Origin of the sequence: Chitinophaga alhagiae, from assembly GCF_003568665.1 — a bacterium.
Lineage (GTDB): Bacteria > Bacteroidota > Bacteroidia > Chitinophagales > Chitinophagaceae > Chitinophaga > Chitinophaga alhagiae.
This window is the reverse complement of the sequence record NZ_QXMH01000001.1, coordinates 412,624-436,770: the sequence shown is the minus strand read 5'-3', so window position 1 is coordinate 436,770 and position 24,147 is coordinate 412,624. Positions and strand designations below refer to the sequence as shown.

Below are 24,147 nucleotides of genomic sequence, written 5' to 3'. Positions count from 1 at the left end.
CTTACATAAAGTGGTAGCGAACAAACGCCTCCATGGCGGCGTATTTCTGCAGGCCCAGCTTGTCGTACAGGTCGGCAGTGTTGGCGTTCCTTTCTTCCGCGCGTTGCCAGAACTCGCGTGCGTCTGTTCCCTGGAAGGGCACTACGTCTTTCTGGCTCTGGTGGATGAAGATGCCGAGGCGTTTCTGCATGATCTGGTCAGGGCTCATGGGCACGGCCATTTCAATTTCGTGGATGTCCCATTCCTGCCATGCGCCTTTGTACAGCCATACCCAGCAATCTTTGGCCCAATCGTCTTTTTTCACCACTTCGAGGGCGGCAAAGATAATATCGAGACATACTTTGTGGGTGCCATGTGGGTCTGCGAGGTCGCCTGCGCAGAAGATCTGCTGCGGTTTCAGCTGGCGGAGCAGGTCTACGGTCAGCTGCACGTCTTCCGGGCCCATGGGTTTTTTCTCTACCAGCCCGGTCTCATAGAAGGGCAGGTTCTGGAAGTGGGCATGGTCGTCTCCTACGCCTACGTAGCGGCAGGTAGCCTTGGCCTCGCAACGGCGGATGAGGCCTTTGATGGCGCGTATCTCCGGCGTGTCTTTCTGGCTGGGCTTTTTGGCGGCTATGAACGCTTTGGCGTCTTCCAGTATCTGGGAGCTTTTGCTGCGGTCTATGTCAAACATGCCTTCAAAACCCACGGCAAAGTCGATGAAACGGAGCACAAACTCATCTGTAACGGCAATGTTGCCGGAGGTCTGGTAGGCTACGTGTACATCGTGCCCCTGCTCGTGCAGGCGGATGAAGGTGCCACCCATGGAAATGATGTCATCGTCCGGGTGGGGAGAGAAAATGAGCACGCGTTTGCGCTCGGGCGTGGAGCGTTCCGGGTGGTTGGGAAGGTCTGCTCCCGGTTTGCCGCCGGGCCAGCCGGTAATGGTATCGCGGATGCCGTTGAACTCCTTGATGTTCAGCTCGTAGGCGGAGCCGTACTGAACGATCAGGTCGTTAAGGCCGTTGTTATTGTAGTCTTTGTCCGTCAGCATCAGGATGGGCTTGTTCAGCTTCAGGGCCAGGCTTATTACGGCCTTGCGGATCAGCTTGGGCGTCCATTCGCAGTCTCCGGTGAGCCAGGGCTCTTTATTGCGGGTCAGCTCCAGGGCGGCCTGCTCGTCTACCACAAACTTGCAGTTGCGGTGCTGTTGCAGCAGGGAAGCGGGCACCTGGTCTGTACTGTTGCCTTCTACGGAGCGGCGCACAATTTTGGCTTTGTGCTGGCCCCAGGCCAGGAGAATTACTTTTTTTGCCTTCATGATGGTGTTGATGCCCATGGTCACTGCCAGGCGGGGCACAGCACTCATGTTGGAAAATTCATATGCATTGGCCAGGCGGGTGGAATTGTCCAGCGTTACCAGGCGGGTATGGGAGTTGACGTTGGAGCCGGGCTCGTTGAAGCCGATGTGGCCGTTGTTGCCGATGCCCAGAATCTGGATATCTATGCCGCCGGCTTCTTCTATTTTACGCTCGTAAGCCTCTGCGTGGGCTTTGATCTGCTCTTTGGGCACGGTGCCGTCAGGGATGTGGTAGTTGCCTTCGGGAATATCGATATGATTGAACAAATGTTCTTTCATGAAACGGTTGTAGCTCTGTAAAGCGTCCGGTTCAATGGGATAGTACTCGTCAAGATTAAAAGTGACCACGTTTTTAAAGCTCAGTCCTTCTTCCTGGTGCAGGCGCACCAGTTCTGCGTACAGGTATTTGGGAGTAGACCCTGTGGCCAGGCCTAGCACGGCCGGTTCTTTAGCTGCCTGTTTTTCACGAATGAGTGCGGCGATCTCCTGCGCAACTGCTTTTGAGCCATCCTTGGCTGTAGGGTGGATTTCCACGGAAATCTGCTCGAAACTGTCTATCAGTTCAATTTCCTGGTGATTGATGGTCATTGTTCAAGTTTTTTAATGCGTTTTTAAAAACGAGCCCGAAAATTAAATAAAATACAGGGATTCTCCCGGAAAATTTATCATTCACAATCGAAAAGGGGCTATAGTAAAGGAAAACTTAATATCAGGTTTTGCTAAAATCCAAAAACATTTTACCAACGTAACTATAAACATCAGGTTGCAGGCTCCGGAACATTTGACCGAACCGCCTTTTAGCGGGAACGGTTATGCAAACGCAGGGAAAATGCTGTTGCCCCAAATGTTTTAGCCGGCTGACATTAAAAACCACCCCATGAAAAAGTTCTTATCGTTATCGGGCGCCATGCTGTTAATGCTGGCAGGCCCGCCCCCGGCAGACCGGGCGGTTGCCGCGGTTTACGGGCAGGTATACCACCAGGACTGGGAAAAGTCCAAAACGGGTACCTGGACGGGCAGGAAAGGCGGGAAGACCTATTGGTACAAGCTGGACAGGAATGCCCAGTTGTGGTGGAGCGCAGACGGTAAAAAGTGGGCCGCGGTAGAAGGCGGCATGTGGGCGGACAGGGAGAACCGCTGGCTGAAGATCGGGGACGGCAAGTTGTGGTGGACCATAGACGCCGGCAAAAACTTCAGCGAAGTGCCGGAGTGGAAATGGGAAGCCCCCGATGGTAAATGGTACAAATTTGATGCAAAGTGGACTTTGTGGGTGAATAGATAAAGAAGCTCACAGTGTAGGAATGAGTCACGAATAGTATACAAGGGCCGGTACTTAGCGTACCGGTCAACACAACAAAAGGCCGCCCCGGCAAACGGGGCGGCCTTTTTATTTTCATGCGGGCGGCTATTTCACATAGATCTCGTCTACAAACAGCCAGGCAGGGTTGCCCTCTCCGGGCGCGCCTTTCGGGATGGCGCCCGCGTTGCGGGCAAATATCTTCACGTACCGTCCTTTTGCTTTTTCCGGCCGCGCGGTGAATTTTTTAATGCCTTTCTGTTTCACGTCAATCTCCCGCAGCTTGTACACATTTTTAAAATTCTTCCCGTCTTCAGACACAAAAAAGTCCAGCTCTTTGGGCACGTATATCCATTGGTCAGGGTTGCCCAGCGTACCAATGGCGATCTCTGTAATATCGGCAGAGTCCACGCCGAGGTCCACTACCGCTTCAAAGTTGCCGCCGTTGAAGCCTGACCACTGGTTGTCATTGAACTCTTTCACACCGGCAATGCCGTTCACCAGGGCAAAGGGGCTGCCGGGGTTGTAGTTGTTATGCGGCGGTTTGGTGAGCTTCACTTCCCTGCCCGTTGCCTTGTTCAGGGTAAAGGCCTGCTGGAATTCGTTGCCGTACTGTTTGTCTCCCTGGAACACGGCCGCCCTTATCATACTACCGGTCTTTTCTACGGGCACGGAGCCGGTGTAGCGGGTGCTTTGAGCGGTAGGGGCGGTGCTGTCTGTGGTGTAAGTGATAACCCCGCCGTCCAGCTTGCTGCCGAGGCTGACCTGTACGCCGCCCTTGTTATTGCTCTCTACCTTGCCGGTGATCTCGAACACGTGTTTGGCAAAATTCACGCCTTTCATCTCCAGGCGGGGCAGGTGGGTTTTGAGCCTGTCAAGGAAATTGTCATAATTCTTCTTTTCCACCGGAGACCACAGTACCTCCGCCAGCGCTATGGCGCGGGGGTATACCATGTATTCCACATGCTCGGAGTTCTTGATGTATTCTGTCCATACATTGGCCTGCGCGCCTTTGATGTAGCGGCTTTCTTCCTTGCTCAGTTCCTGCGGCACCGGCTCGTAGGCGTACACTTTGCTCACCGGCGTAAAGCCGCCAATGGCCAGCGGTTCGTTTTTGCCCTGGCTCTGATAATGGTCAAAATATACGTGGCTGCCGGGCGTCATGATCACATCATGATGTTGTTTGGCTGCGGCAATGCCGCCCTCCGTGCCGCGCCAGCTCATGACGGTGGCGTTGGGCGCCAGGCCGCCTTCCAGTATTTCGTCCCAGCCTATGATCTGCCGGCCCTTGCTGTTAAGGTATTTTTCAACGCGCTGTATAAAATAGCTTTGCAGGGCGTGTTCGTCTTTTAGTCCCAGCTGTTTCATGCGCTGCTGGCATTTCGGGCATTTTTCCCAGCGCACCTTGGGGCTTTCATCGCCGCCAATGTGAATGTATTTGGAGGGGAACAGCGTCATTACTTCGTCCAGTACGTCCTGTAAAAATGTGAACACCGTATCGTTACCCGCGCAGTACACATCGTCATACACGCCCCAGCGGGTGCCTACTTCGTATGGGCCGCCGGTGCAGCCCAGCTCAGGGTAGGCGGTGAGCGCGGCCAGGGAGTGGCCGGGCAGTTCTATTTCAGGTATCACGGTTACATGGCGGCCGGCGGCGTACTGCACTACGTCCTTGATCTGCTCCTGCGTATAGAAGCCGCCATAGGGTTTGCCGTCATACTTCTGGTCATTGTAATGGCCCAGCATGGTCTCCTTGCGGCGGGAGGCCACCTCCTGCAGCTTGGGGTATTTTTTGATCTCTATGCGCCAGCCCTGGTCTTCCGTGAGGTGCCAGTGAAAAGTGTTGAACTTGTGCATGGCCATGAGGTCTATGTACTTCTTGATAAACTCTACCGGGAACATGTGGCGGCCTACGTCCAGGTGGAGGCCGCGGTAAGCAAAACGGGGCTGGTCAAAAATATCGGCGCCCGCAATCCAGAAGGCTGCTGCTTTTTGTACGGGCAGCAGCTGTATCAGCGTTTGCATGCCGTAAAAAGTACCGGCCGCATCATCTCCGTTAATGCTTACCTGGTCTGCACTCACCTTCAGGTGGTAAGTTTCCGGCAGCCCCTGTTGAGACGCGGGCATGCTGTTGAAGATGATGGCGTTCTGGGTGCCGCTGTCCTGCATCTTCAATTCATAGCCGCTGAGGCTTTTGAAATATTCATTGAACAGGGCGGCGGCCTGTTTGTCTGCTTCGGAGGTGGCTACCAGTACGGTCTGCTTGTCCAGCAGGAAAGAATCTTTCAGTTCCGTGAGCCGCGCCGGCATGGGTATGATGTTGATGGCCGCTTTGGGCGCCGTGGAAGCCGGCCCGCGCTGGCCGCAGGCGGCAAAACCGGCAGCGGCGGCAAAGAGCGCCATGTGGAACAAGTTTTTTACAGTCATGGAATGATGATTAGCTACCGGAAAATACTACTCAATAATGATTTCATCCGCAAAAATATGACAAGGCTCTCCCTTGCCCGGGTGCCAGTCAGGTATGGTACCGTGTGTGGCGGCCACCACTTTCACATAGCGGGCGGTCAGGTTTACCGGCAGGCTCAGCACTTGTGTGAAGCTGCCATATTCCTTGTCAGAGAAGGTATTTTTCACCACACCGGCGGACGTGAAATCTTTCCCGTTGTCAGACACCAGGAACGCCACCTGCGTGGGGTACCAGATCCATACGCCCAGGTCCTGCAGTACGCTGAGGCCCAGCTTTTTCAACGGTCGCGGCGCCTTCAGGTCTACAATGGCCTCCAGGTTGCCGGGGTAGTGGCTTTGCCAGGCGCCCAGCCTGAAATCGTTCTGCCCGCGGATGCTGTCTATCAACGCATCCGGGCCGCCGGCGTCAAACTGCGGGTGGATCTTTGACAGCACCTGTACAGACTTGTCTGTAGGAATGCGGTAAAACGGCGTTTGCATTACCTGGCTGTACTGCCCGTTGCGGAGGGCCACAGCTTTCAGCGTGGTAGTGTTGGCGAGCGTGATGGGCTTTGTATAGCGTGCGGAGCGGTTGGTAGGCGTGCTGCCGTTCAGTGTATAATAGATCACTGTGTTGTGCTCCACTTCTTTGAGTGTTACCTGCACGCTGCCGGTAAAGCGGTCTGAAGGCGCTTCCGCGTATGGCACGGCCACTATAGAATTGTCTGTAATGGCGCTGTGCGGCTGGTTGGCTTCGGTAGCCGCCCACGTTTTATTGGGCGTGCTACCCATGGTAAACTCCATGCCGCCGCCCTGCATGATGGTATTATGGGCTATCCAGGAATGCGGCAGCGGTTGGCCGTTTACCGTAACGCCCTGTACGTAGAAGTTTTTATCAGACAGGTTCTTAGCCTTAATGGTGAAGGATTTCCCGTTCTCAAAATGCAGCGTTGCCTCATCAAAGGTTGGCGTACCCAGCGCATAGGTGCCGGCGCCGGGCGTAACGGGATAAATGCCCATGGCGCTCATCACGTACCAGGCGCTCATCTGCCCGCAGTCTTCATTGCCGCTCAGCCCGTCCGGCGCATTGTGGTACAGCGTGGTCATGACCTGGTGTACCAGCTCCTGCGTGCGCCAGGGCCGGCCCACATAGTTGAAGAGGTAGGTGATGTGATGGCTGGGCTCGTTGCCGTGCGCGTACTGGCCAATGAGGCCGGTGATGTCTGACTGGTGGCGGCCGGAGAGCTTGTCTTCCGTGGTAAACAACAAATTCAGCTTTTGCGTGAATTTTTCTTTGCCGCCGTTGAGCCTCATCAGGCCGCTTACATCTTGCGGCACGGCAAAGCTGTATTGCCAGGAGTTGGCCTCGGTGAAGAAATTGTTCACTTCCGTGGGGTCAAAGGGGCTCATCCAGCGGCCGCCTATCTTGCCGCGCATAAAGCCGGTGGAAGCGTCGTACACGTTCTTGTAGCTCTGCGCCCGTTTCATATACCGGTTGTACACTTCCCTGTTGCCGAGCATTTTACCCATCTGGGCAATGCACCAGTCGTCATACGCATATTCCAGCGTGCGGGATACTGACTCCGGTTGTGTGTCCATGCTGAGGTAACCCTGGCGGATGTAGTGCTGCATGCCGAAGCGTTCCCCTTCCGCATAGCTGCGCATGGCTTCCAGCGCGTATTGGGCATCATAGCCGCGGATGCCTTTCTGGTAAGCGTCTACAATTACCGGCACGGAGTGGTAGCCTATCATGCAAAACGTTTCGTTGCCGCTCAGTTCCCATACCGGCAGCATGCCGCCGTGTTTATATTGGGCCAGGAAGGTGTTGATCCAGTTATTCGTTTTCTGCTGGTTGATGAGCGTCATGAGCGGGTGCAGCGCGCGGTGGGTGTCCCAGAGGGAGAACACGCTGTAGTTGTCGAAACCTTCGGCCTGGTGTATTTGCAGGTCTGTGCCGCGGTACTGGCCGTCTACGTCCATATACAGGTTGGGATTGAGGCAGGCATGGTACAGGGCGCTGTAGAAAATGGCCTGCTGGTCTTTCGTTCCCCCTTTCACTTCAATTTTTCCCAGTTCTTTGTTCCATGCGGCTTTAGCGCTGGCCAGCGTCTGGTCAAAATCAAAGCCGGGCATTTCCGCATCCAGGTTTTTCAGTGCGCCATTTTCACTAACACCGGAAATGGACACTTTTACGTACACGGGCTGCGCGGGATCGCTGAAGGTGAAATATGCCTTGATGTTGCGGCCTTCCGCCTGTTGCAGGGCGCCCTTGGCGGTATCTCCGAGGGCTACGTTGTGGGAGCGGAAGGGTTGTGAAAATTTCATGGCAAAGAACAGTACCTGGTCTTTGGCCCAGGAGGTGGAACGGCGCATGCCGGTAACGGTGCTGTCATTCACCACTTTCAGGCTGGAACTGATCACAATATCGCGGTGGTAAAGGTCCAGCAGCACGTGTCCTTCTTTGGCCGTGGCAGGGAACTCGTATTTGTGCAGGCCCACGCGTTTGGTGGCGGTAAGTGACGCCTGGATGTTGTATTTGTTCAGCTTCACGCTGTAAAAGCCTGCATAGGCCTTTTCATTTTTGTGAGAGAAAGGAGAGGCATATTCCTCGTTATTCCACGAAGGCTGGCCGGTTACCGGCATCAGCAGCACGTCACAATAATCTTCAATGCCGGTGCCGCTGAGGTGGGTATGGGAAAAGCCGTACATCACGGAGTCAGTGTAATGATAACCGGAGCAGCCGTCCCAGCCTTTGAGCCGGGTATCAGGGCTCAGTTGCACCATGCCGAAGGGCAGGCTGGGCCCGGGATAGGTATGGCCGTGGCCGCCGGTGCCGATGAATGGATTTACTTTTTCTGCGTAGTCTTTTTGCTGGGCTTGTGCAGCACATGCCAGCCCCAGGGCCAGCGCAACCAACCATTTTTTCATTCACTGTTTTTTTTAGTTTCAAACCCGGCATGGGCGCCGGAACGGCTAAAATAAGAAAAGAATCGCTAAAACGTTTTAGTGATTTGATGGGCGGGGGAGGCATAAGGACGCGTTCATGGAGGTCTGCTCCTGCATCCCGGCGTAGGAGAACAACAAAAAAGCTGCACCCCGGGGCGCAGCTTTTTTTAGCGGATAGCCAATATTTATTATTTCAGCAACAGTTCGCAGATCACCGGCCGGTGGTCTGACGCCACGGTTTCTTCAATCACGGCAGCGTCCATGACGTGCCATTGCGAAGTATTGCTGAGCAGGATGTAATCCAGCTTTTGCGCGGGTTTGTCTGAAGGCCAGGTGGGGCCCAGCTTTTCGGTAGCGTCTGTGAACAGTTCTTTCAGTGCCGCAATTTCTTTGGACGCGGGCGTTGCGTTCATATCTCCCGCCAGTATCACCGGGTGCCGGTGCTGCCCGAAGTGTTTGAGCAGTATGGCGGATTGCGCCAGCCGGTCTGTAGGGTCTTCCAGGTGGTCCAGGTGGGCGCTGGCAAAGTCAAGCAGCAGGCTGTCTCCCGGCAGTTTTACCGTTACCACGGCCGCGGTGCGCGGTTCGCTGCCTGCGCCGGCGGCAGGCAGTTCCACGTTATAGCTTTTCTGGATGGGATAGCGGGAGAGGATGCCGTTGCCATAACCGCCGCCTTCCAGGCCCATGGCCTTGCCGAAGTAAATGTACATGCCGGTGGCCTCTGCCAGCTGCCGCAACTGGTCGGCTTTTTTGACACGGGTGGTAACGCTGTCTACTTCCTGCAAGGCCACCAGGTCGGGATTGGTGGCGAGTATTACGTTGGCAATGCCCTGTATGTCCAGTTCACCCTTGTTGTTAACACCGTGGTGAATGTTGTAGCTGAGCACTTTGATCACCTGCCCCTGCACTTGCGCCGGTACCGGCGCAGCGCCTGCCATGCAGAGCATGAATACTAATACGAATCGCTGCATAATGTATCGGATTATATAGATAAAATGTCTGCTTCATCAGTGACGATACAAGTTTCGTGCCTTGCCCGTCATAATCCGGCATGCCTGCTATTTCGCAAACGCCTCTTTCACAGGTCTGCCCGTTCACGCACAGCGTGTTTTCAGGCCAAAAATGTAGGCGATGGTGGCGGCCGTGTCGTATTGTGATGCCCTTGCCGCGGATGATCCAGGGGATCTGCATTTCCGCCATCGTTTTACCGCGATGGTCTTGGAAACCCCGTTTTTTATGTCTGGTGTAATTTAAAAAAATATTTAATGTGTTGCCGGGGGAATGGGGACTCATTTATCCAGTGTGGATAAATGTAGTGAAGGTATGCTATACTTTGTTTAGCAATAGTAATAAAGATGTGGTGGCCGTGTGGAAAACCTAACTGTTCAGCCCTTTCTCCGCTTCTTCCCTGATCAGTTTCACTTGTGCGGCCTGCGTAACCGCAATGCCATATTCCGGTACGCCGGGAATGCCGCCCATGCTTACATGGGGGTTGCGGAACCGCATGCGGCTGTCTACATAATCTTTGGCGGTGGTATGATATTCTTCCGCTTTTGTGGCGGCGGCCAGGGCGGCCACATTGCCCGCGCGTACGCCGGAGCCGGCCATGATGGCTATTCTGCCGGCTGCTTTTTCTACCAGTTGCTGAATGAGCGGAGCACCTTCCGGGGCGGTGTTGCGCTGCCCGGAGGTCAGTATGCGTTCGCAGCCTGTTTCAATGATGTCTTCCAGCGCCTGGAAGGGGTCTGCCGTCATGTCAAACGCGCGGTGAAAGGTAACGCCCATCGGCCATGCCAGTTCCACCAATGCGCGGGTGCGCGTTGTATCCACCTGGCCGTCTGCCGTCAGCAGGCCGATCACTACACCGTTGCACCCCAGTTGTTTGCACATCTCAATATCTTTTTGCATCACGGCAAATTCCAGGTCGCTATACAAAAAATCTCCACCACGCGGGCGGATGATGGGGTAGAGGGCGATCTTCACTTTTTCACGGGCTATGGCAATAGTGGCATAGCTGGGCGTAGTGCCGCCTTCCAGCAGGTTATCGCACAGCTCAATACGGTCTGCGCCGCCTTCTTCAGCGGCTATGCAGGACGCCAGTGAGGCTGCGCATATTTCAAGCGTGATCTTTTTCATAAATATTAACGGAACGGGAGCCGGCAGCTGTGAATTTCGCACTTGCAACCAACATGAGGTGCGCGCCCCCTGCATTCGTAATTCGTCATTAAAAATGATGTTTGCCCTGGATAAGCTGCTCCTGCCCGGCAGTGGTCACCGCATAGCTGAAACCTTTCTGCAGGCAGAAAGCGCCATGTTCGCCTTTTTTGTTGAGGGCCAGGAAACCGATCTGTATCTCTTTGGCATTGGCGGGCTTTTTCTTTACAATGCGCATCACGGCGTCCTTGCAGGCGGCTTCAGGAGAATAGCCCTGCCGCATCAGTTCCACCACTAAAAAGCTGCCTACCACGCGTATCACTTCTTCCCCTACGCCGGTGGCGGTAGCGGCGCCTACCTCGTTATCCACGTACAGGCCGGCGCCAATGATGGGAGAGTCTCCCACGCGCCCGCGCATCTTGAAGGCCATGCCGCTGGTGGTGCAGGCGCCGGAGAGGTTGCCGGCGGCATCCAGCGCCACCATGCCAATGGTATCGTGGTTGTATACATTGCCGGGGAGCTGCAGCGGGTTGAAGGCGGTAGCGCCTTTGCCGTCTCCCTGGTAAGATTTGTTCTCTATGTTGATCACCGGTTTGTACTCGGCTTTTTTCAGCCATTCTTTCCAGGCTTTTTCAGATTCCGGCGTCAGCAGGTTTTCTTTTTTAAAACCGTTCTCGAGGGCGAATTGCAGGGCGCCCTCGCCTACCAGCATTACGTGGGGTGTTTTTTCCATCACCTTGCGGGCCACGGAAATGGGGTGTACAATGTGTTCCAGCGCGGCTACCGAGCCGCAGTTGCCCAGTTCGTCCATAATGCAGGCATCCAGCGTAACGCGGCCGTCCCGGTCAGGGAAACCGCTGTACCCTACGGTATGGTTGTTGGGGTCTGCTTCGGGCACTTTAACGCCGGCCTCTACCGCGTCAAGGGCGCGGCCGCCGTTCTGCAGCACTGTAAAGGCGGCCTTGTTGGCGGCAATGCCAAAGTCCCAGGTGCTCACCACAACGGGTTTGCGCGCTTTGCCCTTGCGGCTTTGCGCGGCGGCGGGAAGCCCGTCCATCGAAAGGGCTGCCGCCCCCAAAGCGGCTGTTTTGAGAAAGTTGCGTCTGCTGTTCATTGTTCACATTTGCTTTGGTTACAAAAAGGAATGTCAATTGCAAATGAACGAACATTTCATCACTTGCAATTGACATTTCCTGATAGTTTTTTAGTCTTTCATTTCCCAGGCCAGGGCGCTGGCGCCGAGAATGGCCGCATCACTTTCTTTCAGTTCGGAGAACACCAGTTTCACCTTGTTCTGGAAAATGGGCAGCAGGTTCTTTTCCATGTGGTGGCGTACCGGGCGCATAATAAGATCGCCCGCCTGGGTAAGCCCGCCGAAGAGCACAATGGCCTCCGGGCTGGAGAACATCACAAAGTTGGCCAGCGCTTCGCCCAGCACTTTGCCGGTGTACTCGTATATTTCCATGGCCAGCTTGTCTCCTTTGATAGCCGCCTCGTAGATCATTTTTGAGTCTATTTCCTCTCGCGTGTGGTTGCGCAGCAGGCTTTGTTCATCTGGTCGGGCTTCCAGCAGTTCCAGCGCGGTGTTGGTAACGCCGGTGGCGGAAGCATAGGCTTCCAGCGAGCCATGCGCACCGGTGCCGGGGTGCAGGCGCCCGCCGGGGATCACGATCACGTGGCCCAGTTCCCCGGCAAAACCATCGTGCCCGTAAATGAGCTGGCCGTTGGCCACAATGCCGCTGCCTACGCCGGTGCCCAGGGTGATGGTAATAAAGTCTTTCATGCCGCGGGCAGAGCCATAGGTCATTTCACCGATGGCCGCCGCATTGGCGTCGTTGGTCAATACGGTAGGGAGGTTAAACAGGTCCTGCAGCATATTGGCTAATGGCACAATACCTTTCCAGCGCAGGTTAGGGGCATATTCAATATTACCGGTGTAATAGTTGCCATTGGGTGCGCCTACGCCTATTCCCTTAATGTTTTCGATTCCGCCAACCTGTTCTATCAGCTTGGATAAACGCTGATGGAGTTCGGCCAGAAACATAGTAACTTCTTCGTGAGCTTTGGTTGACATCCTGTCCTGGCACAAAATATTACCACGACGATCTACAATTCCAAATTTAGTGTTGGTTCCCCCAATATCAATGCCCACCGCTAATTGCTGACTCATAGTCGATTCCCTGAGATTTTAAGATTGATTTAACGCGAATTGCAAAAAATGCTAAGTATGCAAAACAGATTACCGGTACAATATACGAATGATGGATGCCAATTGCAGGTATATCTGCAAAACCGCCCTGCAGCGGCGGGATCAGCGCGCCGCCGAGGATCATCATTACGAGGAAAGAAGCGCCCTGGCCGGTGTATTTGCCCAGCCCGGCAATGGAGAGCGAGAAAATGCAGGGCCACATCACGGAGCAGAAAAGCCCGCCGCTGATGAAGGCAAAAGCGGCCACCTGGCCTTCTGTGAACAGGCCTATGATCATGGCGGCCACGCCCATAATGCCGAAGGTCATCAGCGTTTTGGCCGGTTTCTCCTGTCCGTAGAAGAAGCCGAGTATCTGTATCACAATGCAGATGGCAAAGGGATACAGTTCTTCAATATCATTTCCTTTCAGGTGGTTGACACCCAGTATGACGCCATAGGCTATAAAGGGCACTACTACGGAGAGCAGTTGCCGCATGCCTTTGCTGAGGTTGAACACGCTGATGGCGCCCGTCCACCGGCCAATCATAAGGCCGCCCCAGAACACGGCAATGTAGGGGCTGAGCTGTGATTCGTTCAACCCTTCCATAGTGAGAAAGCCGGGCTTTTTCAGCAGCTCGCCGAGGTTGCTGCTCACACTTACTTCCACGCCCACATACACAAAAATGGCGATCATGCCCATAATGAGCTGCGGGTATTTCATGGCGCCCCAGCCGTTGGAATCGTTGCGGGAAGCGGCCTGTGCGTAGAAGAGAATGGAGAGGATGCCGATGATGCCGGCAATAAAAAAGGGCAGGGGATTTTCCAGGATGATGCCGAGCAGGATGAGCACGAACATCACCGTGATGCCTACCAGCGTATAGGTGGCTTTGGTAGATGCTTCAAAATGATCGTCTTCCGTGCCTTTCGGCATTTTGGTAGCGGCAAATATGCCGGCCGCCAGCAGGAAGAGGCCTACGAGGGTGATATATAATACGTTGATCTTGCTGATGTCCGTATCACCGATGGGGCCCGCGTCAGCAGCGGTGCCGAAGAGCAGGATGCTCACCACCAGCGGGCCGATGGTAGTGCCGAAAGAATTGACCCCGCCGGCCAGGTTAAGGCGGTGAGAGCCGCCGGCCGGGTCTCCCAGCAGTACGGCAAACGGGTTGGCCGCTGTTTGCTGGAGGGAAAAGCCGAGCGCTACAATGAAGTAAGCGCCGAGTATCAGGTAAAAGGCGCTGGTCTTGTCTTCCATGCCCAGCCCGAAGTTCACCGCGCCAATGGTGGCGGCGGCGCCCACGCCGGAAATGAGCAGGCCGTATATGATGCCTTTCTTGAAGCCGATGCGATTAAGAATGTCAACTCCCTTGAAGGCGGAGAGCAGGTATAAGATGAGGGAGCCTATAAAGTAGGCGCCGTAAAAGGCAAAGTCTACGAGCTGCGACTGGATCTGTGTAAGATCGAAATGGGCTTTACAGAAGGGAATGAGGATACTGTTGGACGCGGCCACGAACCCCCAGAAGAAGAACACCAGGATCAGTACAAAAAACGAGGGATGCGTACCTTGTTTACTTTGCGTGGACATTATATACCTTTTATGGGTTTTGATAAAATTGGCTTTAAATGTAGAATAATTTTTTTGACAAACGGGCAAAAACACACCGAAAACCCCTAATTTTTTTAATTGCTCAAACGTTTTAGCTAATATATTTATGAAATTTGAGAATTGTTAATTAAGTTCGTGGCATTCTTGAACAATCAACCTAGGCAGCTCATGACTGACAAAACCGCTACAGTGGCCGCTCCTCGTGGTAATACCACGCAGGCAATGGCGATTATTGCCACGCTATTCTTTATTTTCGGCTTCGTAACCTGGCTGAATTCCGTATTGATACCTTTTTTGAAACAGGCCTGTGAATTGACCGACTTTGCGGCTTACCTCGTAGCCTTTGCTTTTTACATCTCCTATTTTGTAATGGCCATTCCTTCTTCACTGATCCTGAAGAAAATAGGCTTTCCCAAGGGCATGTCACTTGGCCTGCTCACCATTGCCGTTGGCTCGGTGATCTTCATTCCCGCCGCGCAAATGCGTTCTTACCCGGTGTTCCTGTTCGGCCTGTTTGTTCAGGGTACCGGACTGGCGCTGCTGCAAACAGCATCCAATCCTTATGTGACCATTCTCGGCCCAATTGAAAGCGCGGCTAAGCGTATCAGCATCATGGGCATCTGTAACAAAGTGGCCGGCATGATCGGCATCTTTGTACTGGTAAAACTGCTGTTCAGCGACACCCAGCATATATCGGACAAGATCAATTCCCTCACCGGCGCCGCCCGCGAAGCGGAGCTTGACCTGCTGGCCTCCCGCCTCATTACGCCTTACGCTGTAATGGCAGTGGTACTGCTGCTGCTGGCGTTCTTTGTGCGCAAGGCCCATCTGCCCGAGATCAACCAGGAAAACGAAGTGGCCACTGAAGAAGGCGCCGCGGACCAGTACGGCCGTACCTCCGTGTTCCAGATACCTTACCTCATGCTGGGCGTGCTCTGCATCTTCCTGTACGTTGGCGTGGAAGTACTGGCAATTGACTCCCTGGCGCTGTATGGCGAGTACACCGGCCTGGCCAAAGATGTGGCCAGCAACCTGAGCATCTGGTGCCTGATCGCGTTCACCATCGGTTACCTGATCGGCGTAGTGGCCATCCCGAAATACCTGCCGCAGAAAAACGCGCTTGTTATCTGCGCCATCCTGGGTGTGATATTTACCATTGGTGCGCTCACCACCACCGGCAACACGTCTATCCTCTTCATCATCCTCCTCAGCTTTGCCCACTCCCTGATGTGGCCCGGCATCTGGCCGCTGGCTATCAACAAACTGGGCAAATTCACCAAGACAGGGTCCGCGCTGCTCATTATGGGCATTGCCGGCGGCGCTATTGTACCGCTGATATATGGCGCTATTGTAGACAGCGTAGACGGCAACCGTCAGCTACCCTACGTGCTCATGATCCCCTGCTACCTGTATATCCTCTATTTTGCCGCTTCCGGGCATAAGAAAGGGTTGCCTGCCTGATAACTTCTTACCACTTTATAGTTGCCGATGCTTCTGCCTTTTTCGCAGAAGCATCGGTGCTTATAGTGCGCTCCCGGCGGGAACCTGAAGGTTTTACAAAGAAATGCACGGCAAAATGGCCTGTTGCTGGTTTGAGGTTTTCGGAGGGGATTTTGTCGTTTTAAGGGCGCGAGAGTGGTAAAACGTCCTGCTGAACCCCTTTTTTTCCTGCCTTGCAGGGGCCCCGCACAGAAATTCCCGCCGCTCATTTTTGAATAGTTATCTATTTTTATACTTTTAGGTGTAAAATGTACGCTTTAAATGATTGTAGCAGTAAAGGATAAATTCCACCAGCTTTTTGGAAAAGAACCGATAATGGTCAGTTCACCCGGCCGGATCAACCTCATTGGAGAGCACACGGACTATAACGAAGGTTTTGTGTTGCCGGCCGCCATCGATAAAAAGATCATCTATGCCATTGCCCTCAACGGCACCGATACCTGTAACGCTTATGCGCTGTTCAGCAATGAAATGGCCTCTTTTTCCCTGCAGAACATCCAGCCCGGGGGCGAGTGGGTCAATTACCTCAAGGGCGTGGTGTACCAGCTGCAGCAATTGGGCCTGGAAGTGAAGGGGTTTGATTGCGTGGTGCATGGAGATATTCCCATTGGCGCGGGCATGAGCAGTTCCGCCGCCGTGGAGGGAGGGCTGGCCGTTGGGCTGGACCACCTGCTGGGCTTCGGCCTTGACCGTATGCAGATGGCCCGGGTAGGACAGTTGGCTGAACATACTTTCCCCGGGGTGAAATGCGGTATTATGGACCAGTTTGCCAACCTCCACGGTAAAAAAGACAGGGTGATGCTGCTGGATTGCCGCAGCCTGGAATACCAGTATTTCCCCTTCGAGTTCTCCAAAACTTACAAAATAGTGCTGGTGAACTCCATGGTACACCACTCGCTGGCCTCTTCTGAATACAATGTTCGCCGCGCGCAGTGCGAAGAAGGGGTAGCGATACTCAAACAATTTGTGCCCGGCATCACCAGCCTGCGCGGGGTTACGGCGGCACAGGTGGAGCAGTACAAAAGCTCGCTGCCGCCCAAGGTATATGACCGCTGCCGTTTTGTAACGCAGGAGAACGAACGGGTACAGCAGGCCTGCACCCGCCTGCAGAACAATGAGCTGGCAGAAGCGGGCCGCCTCATGTACGCGTCTCACGACGGGCTCAGCCGCCTCTACGAAGTGAGCTGTCCCGAGCTGGACTTCCTGGCCGGCCTCGCCAAAAAACGCCCCGAAGTGGCCGGCGCCCGCATGATGGGCGGCGGGTTTGGCGGCTGCACCATCAACCTCGTGAAAATAGACCAGGTAGATGCTTTCGGTTCGTTTATACAGGCCCGTTATAAAGACCAGTATGGCGTGGTGCCGGAAGTGTACGTTACGTCTATTGAGGACGGGGCCAAAGTGGTTACCGCCTGATATTGCAGCAGTTATAAACAGGCGGAAATAAAAACGGCGGAACATCATCAGTTACCGCCGTTCTTGTTTTTACAGGGATGGATCAATACTCCCCGTTCAGTGCAAAGTTGGGCTTGCGGCTCATCCAGCGGCCGCGTGTAAAGTCCGGGATGTATTGTACGGAACCGCCTTCCAGCACAGACTGTTCGCTGAGCGGAGTGATGGCGTACCAGGTAGCCAGGTCGTACACGTCCATCTGGTAATCCGTACCGCGTTTGATGCTTTCAATAAAGGAATTGATCACGAACCAGTCCATGCCGCCATGGCCCGCGCCGGAAGCATCGTTCGCATATTTTTTCCAGAGCGGGTGATCGTACTTGCCCATGTAGCTGCTGGCGTCATCAGGCTCGCCGGCTTTTTCCCAGGTATGCGGTTTGCTTTTTCCTTCTATATGGATGGAATCAAAATCGTCCATCCACAGCCCGTTGGTGCCCTGTACCCTGAAGTTGAGGGAATAGGGGCGGGGCAGGTTGGTATCGTGCGAGAGGAGGATGGTTTCCCCGTTGTTGGTCTTGATAAGGGTGCTCACAATATCTCCCAGTTTGAACTCCACTTTGGCGTTGGGGTGGTTGGGGCCGCCCTCCGGCTGGTCAAGGATGTACTTGTGCAGCCCGCAGGATTTGGTGGCTACGCTGGTGAGAGATAGCAGCCGGTTGCCGCGGTTAACGTTGATCATGTTGTTCACCGGGCCCAGGCCATGGGTGGGGTAGAGATCGCCGTTGCGGTGTACGGAATGGTTGGTGCGCCACTTTGCTTCAGACACGCCCTTTTCGCCAAATTCCACGCCGCCGCCATAGAGCTGCTTGCCGTTGTTGAACTTCACGGCGCGAAGGTCGTGCTGGTAACCGCCCTGCAGGTGTACCAGTTCTCCGAACAGGCCCTGGCGTACCATGTTGAGCACGGCCAGTACATCCCGGCGGTAGTTCACGTTTTCCATGCCGAACAGGGGCACGCCGGTGGCTTCGGAAGTGTTCACCAGCTCCCAGCATTCCTGGATGTCTGCAGCGCCGCATACTTCCACGGCCGGTGTTTTACCGGCCTTCATGGCGGCTACGGCCTGTATGGTATGCCATTCCCAGGGCGTGGCAATGATCACCGCGTCTATATCTGCGCGCTTGAGCAGGTTCTCGTAATCATGCGGGCCTTTGGTGTACTCGGCCACCTTGCGTTTGGCGCCGTAGTGTTTTTGTATCATTTCCCGGGCCTGCGGCAGGGTGAAGTCTACATCCGGGTCTGCAATGGCTGCTACGTCTACATCGCTGCGGCGCAGGCACAGGTCAAGGTGGTTGAGGCCACGCGCACCCACGCCGATGAGGCCTACTCTTACTTTATCTTTTTTCTGGGCGGCCAGCACCCGGGCCGGCGTATTCATGAGAGAAAGGCCTACGCCCGCGGCCACACTGTTCCTGATAAATTTCCTGCGATGCATGTTCATATAAGAAAGCGTATTGTGTGATGAAATGGCTTTAAATGTATGGCTTTCGAGGCTTCCTTCGCAACCGGCTTGTATAAATTGTGACATTTTTGTGATAGATGGCAGGGGCGGGCTCCTGCAACCGTTTGCAGGCCGTACTATTTTAACATTCTCTATTGGGATATTACCAATGTTCGGGAAATGAACGGCAGTATATTATTTTTAACTGTACACGTCTGCAATACAGTACTATGAAAAGAACATTCTTCTTATTATTCCTCGTTTTGTGCGCTGCCCATGCCTGGGCACAGCCCGAGATCAAGCCTTACGGCGCCCTGCCTTCAGCCGCGCAGGTGAAATGGCAGCAACTGGAGTATTACATGTTTATCCACTTCGGGCCCAATACCTTTACAGATAAAGAGTGGGGGCATGGGGATGAAGATCCTAAAGTATTCAATCCCACCGGGCTGGACGCCCGCCAGTGGGCGCGCACCGCCAAGCTGGCCGGCATGAAGGCCATCATCATTACCGCCAAGCACCACGACGGTTTTTGCCTTTGGCCCAGCCAGTACAGCAAACACACCGTACGGGAAAGCGCCTGGAAGAACGGCAAAGGCGATGTGCTGGCCGAACTGTCTGCCGCCTGCAAGGAGTACGGCCTGCTCTTTGGCGTGTACCTTTCGCCCTGGGACCGCAACCATCCTGCTTATGGCACACCTGAGTACAACCAGATATTTGCCAAACAGCTGGAAGAAGTGCATACCAAATACGGATATGTATTTGAACAGTGGTTTGACGGCGCCAACGGCGAAGGCCCCAACGGCAAAAAACAGGAGTATGACTGGGACCTGTTCCACAGCACGGTCAGAAAATACCACCCCAACGTGATCTTCTTCAGCGACAACGGCCCCGGCTGCCGCTGGATAGGCAATGAGAACGGCTTTGCCGGCACCACCAACTGGAGCACGCTCAACGCCAGCCAGTTCCGACCCGGCATGCCCGGTATCAACAAGCCCCTGAACGAAGGGCAGGAAGACGGTACGGACTGGGTGCCGGGAGAAGCGGACGTATCCATCCGGCCCGGATGGTTCTTCAGCCCGTCTACGAACGACAAGGTGAAGACCCTGCCCTGGCTGCTGGACATCTACTACGGTTCCGTTGGCCGCAATGCCAACCTGCTGCTGAACGTACCGGTAGACCGCACGGGCCGCATCCACAAAAACGACTCGCTGCGCCTGATGGAGCTGAAAAGAACGCTGGACGCCGATTTCAAGACCAACCTGGCCGTACGGGCCAGAACGTCTGCCGTCAATACCCGTCAGAACAGCACGCTCACCAGCGCCATCTATCTTACTGACAACAACTACAATACTTACTGGGCTACCGGGGACGGCCAGCTCACCGGCTCCATCAACCTCAGCTTTGAAAAGCCGGTTACCTTCAACCGCCTGGCCATCCAGGAGTTCATTCCCCTGGGGCAGCGGGTGAAGGCTTTCACCGTAAGCGTGCTGGAAGGGAAGGAGTACCGGGAAATAGCCCGGGAGACCACCATCGGTTACAAGCGCATCCTGCGCCTGCCCAATACCACCACCAAAAGCGTGCGCATAGAGATACTAGACGCCAAGGCCAGCCCGGTGATCAGCGAAGTGAAGCTGTTCAAGGCGCCCGAGGTGCTGGCAGACCCGGTGATCAAACGCGGTAAAGACGGCATGGTAAGCATTACCGCCCTCTCCGCGGACCCTGCCATCCATTATACGGTAGACGGCAGCGAGCCCACCACCGCCAGCCCGCGTTACGCCGGCGCCGCGTTTTCCTTCCCGAAAGCCGGTACCATAAAAGCAAAGAGCTTTATTGACAACGGCCGGAAAGGCGGCGCCACCGTGGCCGTTACCTTTGACCTGGCCCCCGCCGGCTGGAAGGTGATGAACGCGGCGGATGCGGACAGGGCCATAGACGGAGACCTCGCCACCGCCTGGCAGGGCAAAGCCGGCAGCTTCCCGCAGGAAATACAGGTAGATATGGGCGTGGCCGTTACCATCAACGGCTTTACCTATACGCCGCGGCCACGGGGAGGCATTATTTACAACTATGCCTTCTACGTAAGCCAGGACGGGCAGAACTGGGGCCAGCCCCTGGCGGAGGGCAGTTTTGCCAACATCCTCAACAACCCGGTAAAACAGACCATAAAGCTCTCAAAATCAACACAGGCGCGCTATTTTAAACTGGTAGCGCTGGCTCCCGCAGACGCTAACGAAACGCGGGCAGGGGCCGCCGAAATAGGCGTGTTCTGATTTTCAGCCAATTCCCGCTCCGGAAAGGGAGGAAACGCAGGCCCGGCCGCGTTCCTCCCTTTCTTTTTTGGCAAAAAAAAGTGCCCACAGTATTTAAATATGTTATAACTTTGCGGATACTTTATTAACTAAAGACGTTTTTATAACAATTTAATGTCGAACTGAAGTTGAAATACATCGCAACCCATAACAACATTTTTGCTTATCACCCTTCTTTTGAAGAAGGTGTTTGCGCTATTGGGTTTCCTGTCTTTAGATATCTCTCCCGACGACCTCGCATTTGATAGCGCCGTCCCACCCAGGGCACGCTATCGCCCCATGGCCCCTCATGGGCATTTCCGGAAACGGAACCTGTTTCATCATCATTATTGCATTACAATTTTCAATTTTAACAAGTTGGAAAATAAGGATATAATCGTAAGGGCAGCCACTGCCGACGATAAGCATTATGCAAAGACCATTACGGACGAAATGGAGGCTTCTGCAAAGGCCCGGGGAACCGGTATAGCCAAGCGCTCTCCCGAGTACGTACAGCTCAAAATGGACGAAGGCAAAGCGGTGATCGCTATTACGGCCTCCGGCGAGTGGGTCGGTTTTTGCTATATCGAAGCCTGGGGACACGAAAAGTTCGTGGCTAACTCCGGCCTCATTGTTAACCCGGCCTTCCGTGGCCATGGCGTTGCCAAAGCCATCAAGGAAAAAATATTCGAACTGTCCAGGAAAAAATATCCTGACGCTAAAATATTCGGTCTTACCACCGGCCTGGCCGTCATGAAGATCAACTCTGACCTGGGGTACGAACCGGTTACCTACTCCGAGCTGACAGATGATGAGGAATTCTGGAAAGGCTGCCGCAGTTGTGTGAACTTTGACGTGCTCACGGCCAAGAACCGGAAAAACTGCCTCTGCACCGCCATGCTGTATGACCCGGTAGAGAAAGAAAAGGAGGCCCGCGAAAAAGCCGCCGCCGCTGCTGCTACGGCCATAGCCGTAAACGGTACGGCCGCTGCCGTGGCAGTAAGCCCCGCTACGGACGAAGGGAAGAAGAAGCGGAAGTTCAAAGGCAATTTTTCCCTGTTCGAAAGGTGGATGCGGTATAAAAAGTATGTGCTGCTCAAAGCCTCCCGTAAAATAGGCGGCGGCGGAGCGCCCGGCGTCAGCAAAAAGCGGTTTCTCTTTTTTAGCTGGCTGTAAACTGTCAATGAATTTTCAATCAGAATATAACTTACCATGAAGAAAGTAGTACTGGGATTCAGCGGAGGACTTGATACATCGTACTGTGTAAAATACCTGTCAGAAGAAAAAGGGTATGAAGTGCATTCCGTGATCGTAAATACAGGAGGTTTTACTGCGGAAGAGCTGCAGGAGATCGAGAAACGCGCCTACAGTCTGGGTGTGAAAAGTCACAAGACAGTAGATGCGGTCCGCTCTTATTACGACAAAGTGATCCGGTACCTTATTTTCGGGAACGTGCTGAAGAACAACACCTACCCCCTGAGCGTGAGCGCCGAACGTATGAGCCAGGCGCTGGCCATTGCCGAATACGTGAAGGAAGTGGGGGCGGACGCCGTAGCCCATGGCAGCACCGGCGCGGGGAACGACCAGGTGCGGTTTGACATGATCTTCCACATTATGATACCCGGCGTGGAGATCATTACCCCCATCCGTGACCTGAAGCTGAGCCGCGAAGAGGAGATCAGCTACCTCAAATCCAAAGGCGTGCAGATGAACTTTGACAAGGCCATGTACTCCATCAACAAAGGCATCTGGGGTACTTCCGTAGGCGGTAAGGAAACCCTCGCCTCCCACGGCATGCTGCCGGAAGAAGCATGGCCCACCCAGCTCACCCAACAACAGCCGGAGCAGGTGACCCTCTCTTTTGAAAAGGGTGAGCTGCTGGGCGTGAACGATAAAAAATTCACCCACCCCACGGAAGCGATCATCTACCTGCAGGGCATTGCCGGGGCTTTCGCCATTGGCCGGGACATTCACGTGGGAGATACCATTATCGGCATCAAGGGCCGGGTAGGCTTTGAGGCCGCCGCGCCCATGGTGATACTGAAAGCGCACCACGCGCTGGAAAAACACGTGCTCACCAAATGGCAGCTGAGCTGGAAAGACCAGCTGGCGCAGTTCTACGGCAACTGGATGCACGAAGGCCAGATACTGGACCCCGTGATGCGGGACATTGAGGCCTTCCTTCAGCACAGCCAGCAGCAGGTAAGCGGCAAGGTATTTGTGACCCTGATGCCCTACCGCTTCCAGGTAACAGGTATTGAATCTGCTTATGACCTCATGAGCAGCAAATTCGGCAAATACGGTGAAATGAACTCCGGCTGGAGCGGGGAAGACGTGAGAGGATTCAGCAAAATATTTGGTAACCAGACCATGATCTGGCATCAGGTAAACGATGAAGCCAGGTAGTGATGACGCACCTCAACGGAGGAGCGCAGGCTCCATCCGGCCACTGGAAAATAATTTATGAACGGATGACAATTAATAAATAATGGGAACGAATACTAAAAAACGGGCAGGTATCATAGGCGGCGCAGGTTACACCGGTGGTGAAACCATCCGGCTGCTGCTGAACCATCCGGACGTGGAGCTGGCATTTGTGCACAGCCGCAGCAACGCCGGCAACCCGCTGTATGCCGTTCATGCAGACCTGCTGGGAGAAACAGAACTGACCTTTGCAGCAGATATTGCGGACAATGTAGACGTGCTCATCCTCTGCCTCGGGCACGGGGAATCCCGCAAGTTCCTGGAAAGCACGCCCATTCCCGCCCATATACATGTGATAGACCTCAGCCAGGATTTTCGTTTAGGCGAAAGCGTGAACGGCCGGGAGTTTGTATACGGCCTGCCGGAATATGACCGGGAGGCCATCAAAAAAGCAGCCAACATCGCCAACCCCGGTTGTTTTGCCACTGCTGTTCAGCTGGGCCTGCTGCCCCTGGCCAAAGCCGGGTTGCTGAACGAAGTGCATACCACCGGCATCACCGGCTCCACCGGCGCCGGCCAGAAGCTGCAGGGCACTTCCCATTTTACCTGGAGGGCCAATAACATTTCTACCTATAAAGTACTGCAGCACCAGCATCTGAAGGAGATACGACGAACCTTGCAGGCTCTCCAGCCTGCTTATTCAGGAGCGATCAACTTTGTGCCGGTGCGGGGAGACTATCCGCGCGGTATCTGGATCACGTCATACCTGGACAGCAGCCTGACGCTTGAAGAGGCCTATCAGCTCTTTGAAGAGTTTTACAAAGGCCACCCCTTCACCCACGTCAGCAGAACGCAGATAGATCTCAAACAAGTGGTGAACACCAATAAATGCCTGGTACAGCTTGAAAAGGTAGAAGGTAAACTGGTGATCCATTCTATTGAAGACAACCTGCTGAAAGGTGCGTCAGGACAAGCGGTACAGAACATGAACCTGTTACTGGGGCTGGATGAAACAGCCGGGTTGAAGCTCAAATCCATCGTATTCTAGTTCCATCACCAGCAACAACAGATTG

Annotated in this window: 16 protein-coding genes; 7 read left to right on the top strand and 9 right to left on the bottom strand. The window is 54.3% G+C overall.

The features are described from left to right. Position 1: 1 nt before the first annotated feature. The gene (gene nagB / locus D3A97_RS01755; RefSeq protein ID WP_119076072.1) at positions 2-1,927 is read right to left on the bottom strand and encodes a glucosamine-6-phosphate deaminase; all 1,926 of its coding nucleotides are present in this window, start codon (positions 1,925-1,927) and stop codon (positions 2-4) included. A 289-nt stretch (positions 1,928-2,216) separates the two neighbouring features. On the opposite strand from nagB, the gene D3A97_RS01750 reads away from it, so the two are divergent. After that, the gene (locus D3A97_RS01750; protein ID WP_119076070.1) at positions 2,217-2,621 is read left to right on the top strand and encodes a hypothetical protein; all 405 of its coding nucleotides are present in this window, start codon (positions 2,217-2,219) and stop codon (positions 2,619-2,621) included. 123 nt (positions 2,622-2,744) lie between these two features. On the opposite strand, the gene D3A97_RS01745 is transcribed toward D3A97_RS01750, so the two are convergent. The 7 genes from D3A97_RS01745 to D3A97_RS01715 form a co-directional block, all read right to left on the bottom strand. Further along, complete coding sequence (locus tag D3A97_RS01745; RefSeq protein ID WP_198673819.1) at positions 2,745-5,063, bottom strand: glycoside hydrolase family 20 protein; 2,319 nt, start codon at positions 5,061-5,063, stop codon at positions 2,745-2,747. Positions 5,064-5,090: 27 nt separating this feature from the next. Further along, complete coding sequence (locus D3A97_RS01740) at positions 5,091-8,009, bottom strand: GH92 family glycosyl hydrolase (RefSeq protein WP_119076068.1); 2,919 nt, start codon at positions 8,007-8,009, stop codon at positions 5,091-5,093. 206 nt (positions 8,010-8,215) lie between these two features. After that, positions 8,216-8,998 carry an endonuclease/exonuclease/phosphatase family protein gene (locus D3A97_RS01735; protein ID WP_119076066.1) on the bottom strand — a complete coding sequence of 261 codons (783 nt, stop codon included), beginning with the start codon at positions 8,996-8,998 and terminating at the stop codon, positions 8,216-8,218. Between the two features lie 406 nt (positions 8,999-9,404). After that, positions 9,405-10,163: a copper homeostasis protein CutC gene (locus D3A97_RS01730; protein WP_119076064.1), complete on the bottom strand. Its 759-nt coding sequence runs from the start codon at positions 10,161-10,163 to the stop codon at positions 9,405-9,407. Between the two features lie 88 nt (positions 10,164-10,251). Further along, positions 10,252-11,295, bottom strand: a complete 1,044-nt coding sequence (locus D3A97_RS01725) for a glycosylasparaginase (protein ID WP_119076062.1) — start codon at positions 11,293-11,295, stop codon at positions 10,252-10,254. A gap of 90 nt (positions 11,296-11,385) precedes the next feature. Then, entirely contained in the window at positions 11,386-12,351 is a 966-nt protein-coding gene (locus D3A97_RS01720) for an ROK family protein (protein WP_119076060.1), read from the bottom strand. Then, positions 12,323-13,954, bottom strand: a complete 1,632-nt coding sequence (locus D3A97_RS01715) for an MFS transporter (RefSeq protein ID WP_119076058.1) — start codon at positions 13,952-13,954, stop codon at positions 12,323-12,325. Before D3A97_RS01715 ends, D3A97_RS01720 begins: the two co-directional genes overlap by 29 nt. A 189-nt stretch (positions 13,955-14,143) precedes the next feature. Between D3A97_RS01715 and D3A97_RS01710 the strand changes: the two genes are divergently transcribed. Both D3A97_RS01710 and galK read left to right on the top strand, forming a co-directional pair. After that, positions 14,144-15,436 (top strand): sugar MFS transporter, encoded by a 1,293-nt coding sequence (locus tag D3A97_RS01710; RefSeq protein ID WP_119076056.1) that lies wholly within the window; start codon positions 14,144-14,146, stop codon positions 15,434-15,436. A 300-nt stretch (positions 15,437-15,736) separates the two neighbouring features. Further along, on the top strand, positions 15,737-16,888 hold the full coding sequence (gene galK / locus D3A97_RS01705) for a galactokinase (RefSeq protein ID WP_119076054.1): 1,152 nt from the start codon (positions 15,737-15,739) through the stop codon (positions 16,886-16,888). An 82-nt stretch (positions 16,889-16,970) separates the two neighbouring features. Here galK and D3A97_RS01700 read toward each other — a convergent pair whose 3' ends face one another. Then, positions 16,971-18,362 carry a Gfo/Idh/MocA family protein gene (locus D3A97_RS01700; protein ID WP_198673818.1) on the bottom strand — a complete coding sequence of 464 codons (1,392 nt, stop codon included), beginning with the start codon at positions 18,360-18,362 and terminating at the stop codon, positions 16,971-16,973. Positions 18,363-18,592: 230 nt separating this feature from the next. Between D3A97_RS01700 and D3A97_RS01695 the strand changes: the two genes are divergently transcribed. The 4 genes from D3A97_RS01695 (at position 18,593) to argC (ending at position 24,122) form a co-directional block, all read left to right on the top strand. Next, a complete protein-coding gene (locus D3A97_RS01695; RefSeq protein ID WP_119076052.1) occupies positions 18,593-20,632 on the top strand; it encodes an alpha-L-fucosidase in 2,040 nt (679 codons plus the stop codon). A gap of 396 nt (positions 20,633-21,028) precedes the next feature. Further along, positions 21,029-21,826, top strand: coding sequence for a GNAT family N-acetyltransferase (locus D3A97_RS01690; protein WP_232825818.1), 798 nt, complete (start codon positions 21,029-21,031; stop codon positions 21,824-21,826). Positions 21,827-21,862: 36 nt separating this feature from the next. After that, positions 21,863-23,056: an argininosuccinate synthase gene (gene argG / locus D3A97_RS01685; protein ID WP_119076050.1), complete on the top strand. Its 1,194-nt coding sequence runs from the start codon at positions 21,863-21,865 to the stop codon at positions 23,054-23,056. An 82-nt stretch (positions 23,057-23,138) separates the two neighbouring features. After that, positions 23,139-24,122 (top strand): N-acetyl-gamma-glutamyl-phosphate reductase, encoded by a 984-nt coding sequence (argC, locus tag D3A97_RS01680; protein WP_119076048.1) that lies wholly within the window; start codon positions 23,139-23,141, stop codon positions 24,120-24,122. Positions 24,123-24,147 lie beyond the last annotated feature (25 nt).

Excerpts from the sequence above, each read along its gene's own strand:
- nagB (WP_119076072.1), bottom strand. The coding sequence starts at position 1,927 with ATGACCATCAATCACCAGGAAATTGAACTGATAGACAGTTTCGAGCAG.
- D3A97_RS01750 (WP_119076070.1), top strand. The coding sequence starts at position 2,217 with ATGAAAAAGTTCTTATCGTTATCGGGCGCCATGCTGTTAATGCTGGCA.
- D3A97_RS01745 (WP_198673819.1), bottom strand. The coding sequence starts at position 5,063 with ATGACTGTAAAAAACTTGTTCCACATGGCGCTCTTTGCCGCCGCTGCC.
- D3A97_RS01740 (WP_119076068.1), bottom strand. The coding sequence starts at position 8,009 with ATGAAAAAATGGTTGGTTGCGCTGGCCCTGGGGCTGGCATGTGCTGCA.
- D3A97_RS01735 (WP_119076066.1), bottom strand. The coding sequence starts at position 8,998 with ATGCAGCGATTCGTATTAGTATTCATGCTCTGCATGGCAGGCGCTGCG.
- D3A97_RS01730 (WP_119076064.1), bottom strand. The coding sequence starts at position 10,163 with ATGAAAAAGATCACGCTTGAAATATGCGCAGCCTCACTGGCGTCCTGC.
- D3A97_RS01725 (WP_119076062.1), bottom strand. The coding sequence starts at position 11,295 with ATGAACAGCAGACGCAACTTTCTCAAAACAGCCGCTTTGGGGGCGGCA.
- D3A97_RS01720 (WP_119076060.1), bottom strand. The coding sequence starts at position 12,351 with ATGAGTCAGCAATTAGCGGTGGGCATTGATATTGGGGGAACCAACACT.
- D3A97_RS01715 (WP_119076058.1), bottom strand. The coding sequence starts at position 13,954 with ATGTCCACGCAAAGTAAACAAGGTACGCATCCCTCGTTTTTTGTACTG.
- D3A97_RS01710 (WP_119076056.1), top strand. The coding sequence starts at position 14,144 with ATGACTGACAAAACCGCTACAGTGGCCGCTCCTCGTGGTAATACCACG.
- galK (WP_119076054.1), top strand. The coding sequence starts at position 15,737 with ATGATTGTAGCAGTAAAGGATAAATTCCACCAGCTTTTTGGAAAAGAA.
- D3A97_RS01700 (WP_198673818.1), bottom strand. The coding sequence starts at position 18,362 with ATGAACATGCATCGCAGGAAATTTATCAGGAACAGTGTGGCCGCGGGC.
- D3A97_RS01695 (WP_119076052.1), top strand. The coding sequence starts at position 18,593 with ATGAAAAGAACATTCTTCTTATTATTCCTCGTTTTGTGCGCTGCCCAT.
- argG (WP_119076050.1), top strand. The coding sequence starts at position 21,863 with ATGAAGAAAGTAGTACTGGGATTCAGCGGAGGACTTGATACATCGTAC.
- argC (WP_119076048.1), top strand. The coding sequence starts at position 23,139 with ATGGGAACGAATACTAAAAAACGGGCAGGTATCATAGGCGGCGCAGGT.